At 47.1% G+C, this 7,500-nt stretch carries 4 protein-coding genes, 21 tRNA genes and 3 rRNA genes (2 of these 28 cut by a window edge); 3 read left to right on the top strand and 25 right to left on the bottom strand.

The window, feature by feature from the left end:
* Positions 1-99 (bottom strand): 16S ribosomal RNA (locus AOU00_RS14590); it reaches 1,457 nt to the left of the window's first position.
* Between the two features lie 571 nt (positions 100-670).
* Positions 671-1,411 carry a Crp/Fnr family transcriptional regulator gene (locus AOU00_RS14585; protein ID WP_061832126.1) on the bottom strand — a complete coding sequence of 247 codons (741 nt, stop codon included), beginning with the start codon at positions 1,409-1,411 and terminating at the stop codon, positions 671-673.
* A 299-nt stretch (positions 1,412-1,710) separates the two neighbouring features.
* Here AOU00_RS14585 and AOU00_RS14580 point away from each other — a divergent pair, with 299 nt between their 5' ends.
* The 3 genes from AOU00_RS14580 to AOU00_RS14570 all read left to right on the top strand — a co-directional run bounded on the left by AOU00_RS14580 (position 1,711) and on the right by AOU00_RS14570 (position 4,053).
* Positions 1,711-2,160: a GAF domain-containing protein gene (locus AOU00_RS14580; protein ID WP_061832127.1), complete on the top strand. Its 450-nt coding sequence runs from the start codon at positions 1,711-1,713 to the stop codon at positions 2,158-2,160.
* Positions 2,161-2,303: 143 nt separating this feature from the next.
* A complete protein-coding gene (locus AOU00_RS14575) occupies positions 2,304-2,957 on the top strand; it encodes a response regulator (protein WP_069290899.1) in 654 nt (217 codons plus the stop codon).
* Entirely contained in the window at positions 2,950-4,053 is a 1,104-nt protein-coding gene (locus AOU00_RS14570; RefSeq protein WP_069290898.1) for a PAS domain-containing sensor histidine kinase, read from the top strand. Before AOU00_RS14575 ends, AOU00_RS14570 begins: the two co-directional genes overlap by 8 nt.
* Before the next feature lie 203 nt (positions 4,054-4,256).
* Here AOU00_RS14570 and AOU00_RS14565 read toward each other — a convergent pair.
* The 23 genes from AOU00_RS14565 to AOU00_RS14455 form a co-directional block, all read right to left on the bottom strand.
* Positions 4,257-4,327, bottom strand: a tRNA-Gly gene (locus AOU00_RS14565).
* Between the two features lie 9 nt (positions 4,328-4,336).
* Positions 4,337-4,410 (bottom strand) — tRNA-Pro (locus tag AOU00_RS14560).
* 22 nt (positions 4,411-4,432) lie between these two features.
* Positions 4,433-4,509 (bottom strand) — tRNA-Arg (locus AOU00_RS14555).
* 26 nt (positions 4,510-4,535) lie between these two features.
* Positions 4,536-4,607: transfer RNA gene (locus AOU00_RS14550), tRNA-Cys, on the bottom strand.
* A 10-nt stretch (positions 4,608-4,617) separates the two neighbouring features.
* A tRNA-Gly gene (locus tag AOU00_RS14545) sits at positions 4,618-4,692 on the bottom strand.
* Between the two features lie 6 nt (positions 4,693-4,698).
* Positions 4,699-4,786 (bottom strand) — tRNA-Leu (locus tag AOU00_RS14540).
* Between the two features lie 14 nt (positions 4,787-4,800).
* Positions 4,801-4,876, bottom strand: a tRNA-Lys gene (locus tag AOU00_RS14535).
* Positions 4,877-4,880: 4 nt separating this feature from the next.
* Positions 4,881-4,955 (bottom strand) — tRNA-Gln (locus tag AOU00_RS14530).
* A gap of 17 nt (positions 4,956-4,972) precedes the next feature.
* A tRNA-His gene (locus AOU00_RS14525) sits at positions 4,973-5,045 on the bottom strand.
* Positions 5,046-5,064: 19 nt separating this feature from the next.
* Positions 5,065-5,150: transfer RNA gene (locus tag AOU00_RS14520), tRNA-Tyr, on the bottom strand.
* 4 nt (positions 5,151-5,154) lie between these two features.
* Positions 5,155-5,230 (bottom strand) — tRNA-Thr (locus tag AOU00_RS14515).
* 26 nt (positions 5,231-5,256) lie between these two features.
* Positions 5,257-5,329 (bottom strand) — tRNA-Phe (locus tag AOU00_RS14510).
* 64 nt (positions 5,330-5,393) lie between these two features.
* Positions 5,394-5,470: transfer RNA gene (locus tag AOU00_RS14505), tRNA-Asp, on the bottom strand.
* A 25-nt stretch (positions 5,471-5,495) separates the two neighbouring features.
* Positions 5,496-5,569: transfer RNA gene (locus AOU00_RS14500), tRNA-Met, on the bottom strand.
* Between the two features lie 30 nt (positions 5,570-5,599).
* A tRNA-Val gene (locus AOU00_RS14495) sits at positions 5,600-5,675 on the bottom strand.
* 6 nt (positions 5,676-5,681) lie between these two features.
* A tRNA-Glu gene (locus tag AOU00_RS14490) sits at positions 5,682-5,753 on the bottom strand.
* 32 nt (positions 5,754-5,785) lie between these two features.
* A tRNA-Ser gene (locus tag AOU00_RS14485) sits at positions 5,786-5,877 on the bottom strand.
* A 3-nt stretch (positions 5,878-5,880) separates the two neighbouring features.
* A tRNA-Met gene (locus AOU00_RS14480) sits at positions 5,881-5,954 on the bottom strand.
* 34 nt (positions 5,955-5,988) lie between these two features.
* Positions 5,989-6,064: transfer RNA gene (locus tag AOU00_RS14475), tRNA-Asn, on the bottom strand.
* A 4-nt stretch (positions 6,065-6,068) separates the two neighbouring features.
* Positions 6,069-6,144 (bottom strand) — tRNA-Ala (locus tag AOU00_RS14470).
* Positions 6,145-6,166: 22 nt separating this feature from the next.
* A tRNA-Ile gene (locus AOU00_RS14465) sits at positions 6,167-6,243 on the bottom strand.
* A gap of 36 nt (positions 6,244-6,279) precedes the next feature.
* Positions 6,280-6,396: ribosomal RNA gene (gene rrf / locus AOU00_RS14460) — 5S ribosomal RNA — on the bottom strand.
* Between the two features lie 78 nt (positions 6,397-6,474).
* A 23S ribosomal RNA gene (locus AOU00_RS14455) occupies positions 6,475-7,500 on the bottom strand; it runs 1,902 nt beyond the window's last position.

Here is a 7,500-nt window from a genome sequence, read left to right as displayed (position 1 = left end):
GGTTGTTTAGAAGCAAGCTTCTAAACAACCCCGCTCGACTTGCATGTATTAGGCACGCCGCCAGCGTTCGTCCTGAGCCAGGATCAAACTCTCCATTAAAGACCAACCGAAGTTGGTTTATAGAAAGAGCGATAAGCTCATTTTGAAACTGACGAGATAAAAATATCTCTTGTTTGATTTTGCGAACAAAATCGTTTTACTCACTCGTTGTTCAGTTTTCAAAGATCAAACATTTCTCTTTCGCCGCGTTTTTCAGCAGCTATAAGATCATATCATGTTCGTTTCATAAATGCAAGGGTTATTTTTTCTTTTTTTGAAGATCATTTCACCCAAGCTTTTCACTTTTGAAACTGCTGTTTTGTTGTCAGCTCAAATAATATATCATTTTCAGCAAAAGAAAGCAACTTGTAAATAATTCCTTTTTTAAACTTGAAATCCCTCCACCTTTTAGTCAACCATTATTAGCTCCAATGTTACTTCAAAACAGCTAGTTCATAAAATGTCATGTGTTCAGTTCCATTTAATATAAATACATTATTGGTAATTAGCCGCTATACGACGTTGATTAGTTTTTTTCTAATCTATGTTGTTCGTTACCCCATGTGCTAGATTGTTAGAAGACATGCAGCAAGGCGAAGTCTCTTGGACCCCGCCTAATGGTATTCATATATTAGAGGCGACAAATTTCATGGGCACATTGGCCGTACGAAGGACAGCAGCACATGCCACGTAATACCTTGAGATCGTGAATGACAATCTTTCCATCCCTTGTATCTAGGGTTCCCTGTTCTTTCAGCGCGCTCAGCATCCGGTTCACACTCTCGCGCGTCGCTCCAATCATCTCACCTAATTCGGAGTGACTTAGCTTCATATTTAGTAAAATGCCATCCTTCACAGCCACGCCACATGTATTGCTAGCACGGATCAATGTAGACGCTAACGCTCCAGTTTTACCATACAACAGTAAGTCCCGAAAACGCGATTGCATAATGCGTTGCTTCATCGCCATCCACTGGATGAACTGAAGTGCCATTTCCCCATTTTTGGACAAGAGCGACTCCAGATCCTTAACAAGCACGACGCCTAACTCACACACATCGGCTGTTTCCGCAGTGCAACTATACTCTTCTCCATCTATCCCGCTAAATTCCCCAATTAAGTCGCCTTGATGCTGAATGGTCAGAATCAGTTCTTTACCATCTTCTGTCGATTTACGAAGTTTAACATGACCTGAATGTATATAATAAAGCTGCTCTGCATCATCGCCTTCTCGGAAAAGCATAACGCCTGCCTTTACCTTCTTCCAGGACATAATATCTTTTAGCAGAACAAAATGTTCTTCTGTCAAATAAATCTGAATTCCCGTGCGTTCCGCTTCGTCCCCAAACCGTTCCATACAAGTGGCTTGCATGTTAGCGTCCTCCTCGTGTTTACCTGATATCTATATCATAATGTTTTAATGCCTGGGTTGTTATCGGGAGAACACCTGATTTTATACCTTCCTACTCCCTGATTTACTGTGATAAATATCACTTCCGAGGTAAGCTAACGCCCCATTTATCGACCTTTTCCCTACTCCTTACCCGACCTGATGAAAAGTCAGTGTTTCCTGCGCCTATAGATCAGGGGGTTCCCTGATCTACTTTTATAACTGTCGGAACTACAATGAATTAGAGATATAGTTTGGTTATGAAAAAGGATGTGTCTTCTATGCTACAAATAACGGATGAAATGCGAAAAGAACTGAACCAGTTGAGAGATACTATTTATAGTGATCTCACTGCCCTTGCATTTATGTCCAAGTCGGGTGGTAGGCTGCATTGGTATTACGCCTCCGGCAGCCGAAGCAATCGCTATCGCCTTATTTCTTTTAAGATTGGCCATGGTATTGCCGGGATGGCTGTTCGCTTGGGACGTACCGTGACTGTAAGTGCTTTACTATCGGGTAGTATACGTCTGCGTCAGGAGTGTGCACTAATGCTGGCCGAGCAGCTTCACTCTGCTGTTGCTATTCCCTTTTCCAGCACAGGGGATCTGCCTAACGGTGTGCTGCTTCTTGGTAATCGTGATGTGAGGACGTTCACAGAGTCTGATGTGGCCGAGGCCACTCAAGTCGCTCAACGCCTTAGCCAACTATGTGCTTACCCTCTCACTCCATAGATCAACAATGGTACTGTAGATAATAAAACTCATAAAATACTTGATATGGCTGTCCCTAACTATCTCTGTTGATTGAAATCCCTAAAATTTGCTATGATTATGACAAAACGCACGGTTTTTTTACCGTTCGAGGGGATGACAAATTGATTCGTATACTAGTAGTGGATGATCATGTTGTCGTACGTTCTGGCCTCATGGCCCTATTGGACGGCAAAAATGGTATTAAGGTCGTAGGAGATGCAGCAGACGGAGATGAGGCGATCCGCAAAGCAGCAGAGCTACAACCTAATGTCGTACTCATGGATTTTAGCATGCCACCTGGCAAAGATGGTCTCACGGCAACTACTGAATTAAAAAAACAGTTGCCCGATACAGAAGTCCTTATTTTAACGATGCATGACGATGAAGAATATCTGTTCCGAGCCATTCAAGCTGGAGCATCCGGATATATTTTAAAAAGCGCACCTCACGAGGAGTTACTCGCTGCCATCCAGTCTGTGGCCGAAGGTAGTGCCTATTTGTACCCGAATGCAACCAAACGACTGATGAGCGAATATCTGGACAAAATCAAACAGGAAGGCATAGCCGGACCCTATGAATCCTTGTCTGAGCGGGAAAAAGAGATTCTATCGTGGGTAGCCAAAGGATATGCCAACAAGGAAATTGCCGAGCACCTGGTGATTAGCGTCAAAACCGTAGAGTCCCATAAAAGCAATCTTATGGAGAAGCTTAACTTGAAAACACGACCTGAGCTAGTCAAATTCGCACTAAAAAAGGGGCTGCTCCATTATGAATGAACCTTCTAACCCTTTACTGCAGCATGCCTTTGGTGAATCAACCGATAAACTGCTGAATGATCTGGAAATTTATATACCAGAATCCCCTTTTCTTCATGCGCTGCGTAACTCACTCCACCAATTATCCAATCTGAAATTTGCTCTAGATACGTCTTCCATCGTTGCTTTGACCGATCATCGAGGTATTATTCAGTACGTAAACGACAAGTTCTGTGAGATTTCGCAATACAGTCGTGAAGAGCTGATCGGTCAGGATCATCGTCTTATTAATTCAGGCTATCATACCTCTGCCTTCATGAAAAACCTGTGGACTACGATCCGTTCAGGTAAGGTATGGCAAGGAGAAATACGTAATCGTGCTAAAGATAACAGCTACTATTGGGTGAATACTACGATCGTTCCGTTTATGGACGAGGAAGGTGAACCCTATCAGTACTTAGCGATCCGCAATGAGGTCACTAAACTGAAGAAAGTAGAAGCAGAACTCCAGTCTATGATGACGCAAGTCATGCAAATACAGGAAGAAGAACGTAAACGCTTTTCAAGAGAGCTGCATGATGGGATAGGACAAAGCTTGTTTTCACTTATTATTCAATTGGATAGCCAACTTGCCGAACAACCTAGTGCTACTCTGGAGAATCTTCGTTCGCAGGTGACCGACATCATCAAAGATGTTCGTGGTCTAGCGTGGGAACTTCGTCCCTCAGTTCTGGATGATCTGGGTGTCGTCCCAGCCATAAGAACCTATATTGAAAACTTCTGTTCTCATTACGGGATTGAGGTGCATTTTCAATGCACCCTACGTAAACGGGTTGATATTCGCAAGGAAATTGCAATTTATCGGATTGTACAAGAGGCATTAACGAATGTAGCCAAATACGCAGATGTAGCAGAGGCATATGTCGACGTTGAGGATCAAAATGAAATGATACAAGTGACCATTCGGGATGAGGGCATTGGATTCTCTGGAAAGTCCCAAGGAGAGGGAGTTGGATTGTTCAGTATGGAAGAACGAGCTAGAGGGGTAGGGGGATTTATGAGCATAACCTCTGCTCCAGACGAGGGAACCTCCATCCAGCTGACCATTCCCGTGTAAAAACTGTCCACTAAATCGGTTATCGGTGTATGCCAGTTGTATGATCAGAACGATATACACCGATACCGAAGATTATGGATAATCAACACATTGTGGATTACATGAGGATAAATACAAAAAAAAGAGAGAGCTCTGTCCCCAGACAGGCTCTCTTTATTTATAAGGTGTCACCACTGAGGCAACAAGAATCCGCTATAGCAAAAAGCGGGTGATGGGAATCGAACCCACGCTACCAGCTTGGAAGGCTGGAGTTCTACCATTGAACTACACCCGCAAATCAGTATCGGGATGACACGATTTGAACATGCGACCCCCTGGTCCCAAACCAGGTGCTCTACCAAGCTGAGCTACATCCCGACATTATACATTTTTTAAGAAATGGCGCGCCCTGAGAGATTCGAACTCCCGGCCTTTTGATTCGTAGTCAAACGCTCTATCCAGCTGAGCTAAGGGCGCATATTAAATTCCATAATGAGTAGTCAAGGCGCCACCCAGATTTGAACTGGGGAATGAAGCTTTTGCAGAGCTTTGCCTTACCACTTGGCTATGGCGCCGTATGGATAATGGAGCGGACGACGGGAATCGAACCCGCGACCCTCGCCTTGGCAAGGCGATGCTCTACCGCTGAGCCACGTCCGCAAAATATGGTGCGGTCGAGAGGACTCGAACCTCCACGGGGGGTTAGCCCACACGGACCTGAACCGTGCGCGTCTGCCAATTCCGCCACGACCGCAAAATAATTATAAATGGTGAGCCATGAAGGACTCGAACCTTCGACACCCTGATTAAAAGTCAGGTGCTCTACCAACTGAGCTAATGGCTCTTAATGGCTGGGGATATAGGATTTGAACCTATGCATGACGGAGTCAAAGTCCGTTGCCTTACCGCTTGGCTAATCCCCAATAGATTAAGAATAAAGGGCGGCCGATGGGGCTTGAACCCACGAATGCCGGAGTCACAGTCCGGTGCGTTAACCACTTCGCCACGACCGCCATATGATTATGAAAAGACTGGTGGAGGATGATGGATTCGAACCACCGAACCCGTAAGGGAGCAGATTTACAGTCTGATGCGTTTGGCCACTTCGCTAATCCTCCAAAATGGTGCCGGCGAGAGGACTTGAACCCCCAACCTACTGATTACAAGTCAGTTGCTCTACCAGTTGAGCTACACCGGCACATTACTCATTTCCCACTTGAAAGGTGGCTCGGGACGGAATCGAACCGCCGACACGAGGATTTTCAGTCCTCTGCTCTACCGACTGAGCTACCGAGCCATATTTTTTTATTACTACATCATATAATCCGCACTTTATATGCCAATTATATATGAAGTTAAAATGGCGGAACTGACGGGATTCGAACCCGCGATCTCCTGCGTGACAGGCAGGCATGTTAGGCCTCTACACCACAGTTCCAGAGGCATTTCCAACAGGAAATTAATTGCGGGGGTAGGATTTGAACCTACGACCTTCGGGTTATGAGCCCGACGAGCTACCGAACTGCTCCACCCCGCGACATTAAAAGGCACTTCTCAAATTTTCTTATGGTGGAGGCTGAGGGGCTCGAACCCCCGACCCTCTGCTTGTAAGGCAGATGCTCTCCCAGCTGAGCTAAGCCTCCATAATATGACCCGTAGGGGATTCGAACCCCTGTTACCTCCGTGAAAGGGAGGTGTCTTAACCCCTTGACCAACGGGCCTTGCAAAATAAGTTCTGGTTTCAATAAATTTATGGCGGAGAGAGAGGGATTCGAACCCTCGCACCACTTTCGCAGTCTAACCCCTTAGCAGAGGGTCCCCTTATAGCCACTTGGGTATCTCTCCGAGTAGCGGCAGAGGGGATCGAACCCCCGACCTCACGGGTATGAACCGTACGCTCTAGCCAGCTGAGCTACGCCGCCACCTTATATATAAAATTCAGAAATATTCAAAACATGGCTCCCCGAACAGGACTCGAACCTGTGACAACTCGATTAACAGTCGAGTGCTCTACCAACTGAGCTATCAGGGAATATTGGTGGAGCCAAGCGGGATCGAACCGCTGACCTCCTGCGTGCAAGGCAGGCGCTCTCCCAGCTGAGCTATGGCCCCAATCTTTTTGTTATTCTGGAAGTGGTGGGCCTTAGTGGACTCGAACCACCGACCTCACCCTTATCAGGGGTGCGCTCTAACCAGCTGAGCTAAAGGCCCTAACATGCAAAACTTCATTATCCTTTGAAGGATATCGCTTGGCGACGTCCTACTCTCCCAGGACCCTGCGGTCCAAGTACCATCGGCGCTGGAGGGCTTAACGGTCGTGTTCGGGATGGGTACGTGTGGAACCCCTCCGCTATCGCCACCAAACATGAATTTACATCGTAAATTCTACATTCAAGGTTACACCCTGAAAACTGGATCCGAAACTTATTTGCGTTTTATTCTTAGGATAAGCCCTCGACCGATTAGTATTGGTCAGCTCCATGCATTACTGCACTTCCACCCCCAACCTATCTACCTCGTCGTCTTCAAGGGGTCTTACATACTGGGAAATCTCATCTTGAGGGGGGCTTCACGCTTAGATGCTTTCAGCGCTTATCCCTTCCGTACATAGCTACCCAGCGGTGCTCCTGGCGGAACAACTGGTACACCAGCGGTACGTCCATCCCGGTCCTCTCGTACTAAGGACAGCTCCTCTCAAATTTCCTACGCCCACGACAGATAGGGACCGAACTGTCTCACGACGTTCTGAACCCAGCTCGCGTACCGCTTTAATGGGCGAACAGCCCAACCCTTGGGACCTACTTCAGCCCCAGGATGCGATGAGCCGACATCGAGGTGCCAAACCTCCCCGTCGATGTGGACTCTTGGGGAGATAAGCCTGTTATCCCCAGGGTAGCTTTTATCCGTTGAGCGATGGCCCTTCCATGCGGTACCACCGGATCACTAAGCCCGACTTTCGTCCCTGCTCGACTTGTAGGTCTCGCAGTCAAGCTCCCTTCTGCCTTTGCACTCTTCGAATGATTTCCAACCATTCTGAGGGAACCTTGGGGCGCCTCCGTTACTCTTTAGGAGGCGACCGCCCCAGTCAAACTGCCCACCTGACACTGTCCTCGTACCGGATCACGGTACCAAGTTAGAACCTAGATACGATCAGGGTGGTATCCCAAGGATGCCTCCTCTCAAGCTGGCGCTCAAGATTCTACGGCTCCCACCTATCCTGTACAGATCGTACCCAAATTCAATATCAAGCTGCAGTAAAGCTCCATGGGGTCTTTCCGTCTTGTCGCGGGTAACCTGCATCTTCACAGGTATTAAAATTTCACCGGATCTCTCGTTGAGACAGCGCCCAAGTCGTTACGCCATTCGTGCGGGTCAGAATTTACCTGACAAGGAATTTCGCTACCTTAGGACCGTTATAGTTACGGCCGCCGTTTACTGGGGCTTCGGTTCATAGCTTCGCCCCGAAGG

The organism is Paenibacillus polymyxa, assembly GCF_001719045.1.
Lineage (GTDB): Bacteria > Bacillota > Bacilli > Paenibacillales > Paenibacillaceae > Paenibacillus > Paenibacillus polymyxa_B.
Note: the sequence above shows the minus strand (reverse complement) of the source record. Positions and strands in the feature narration are given on the sequence as shown.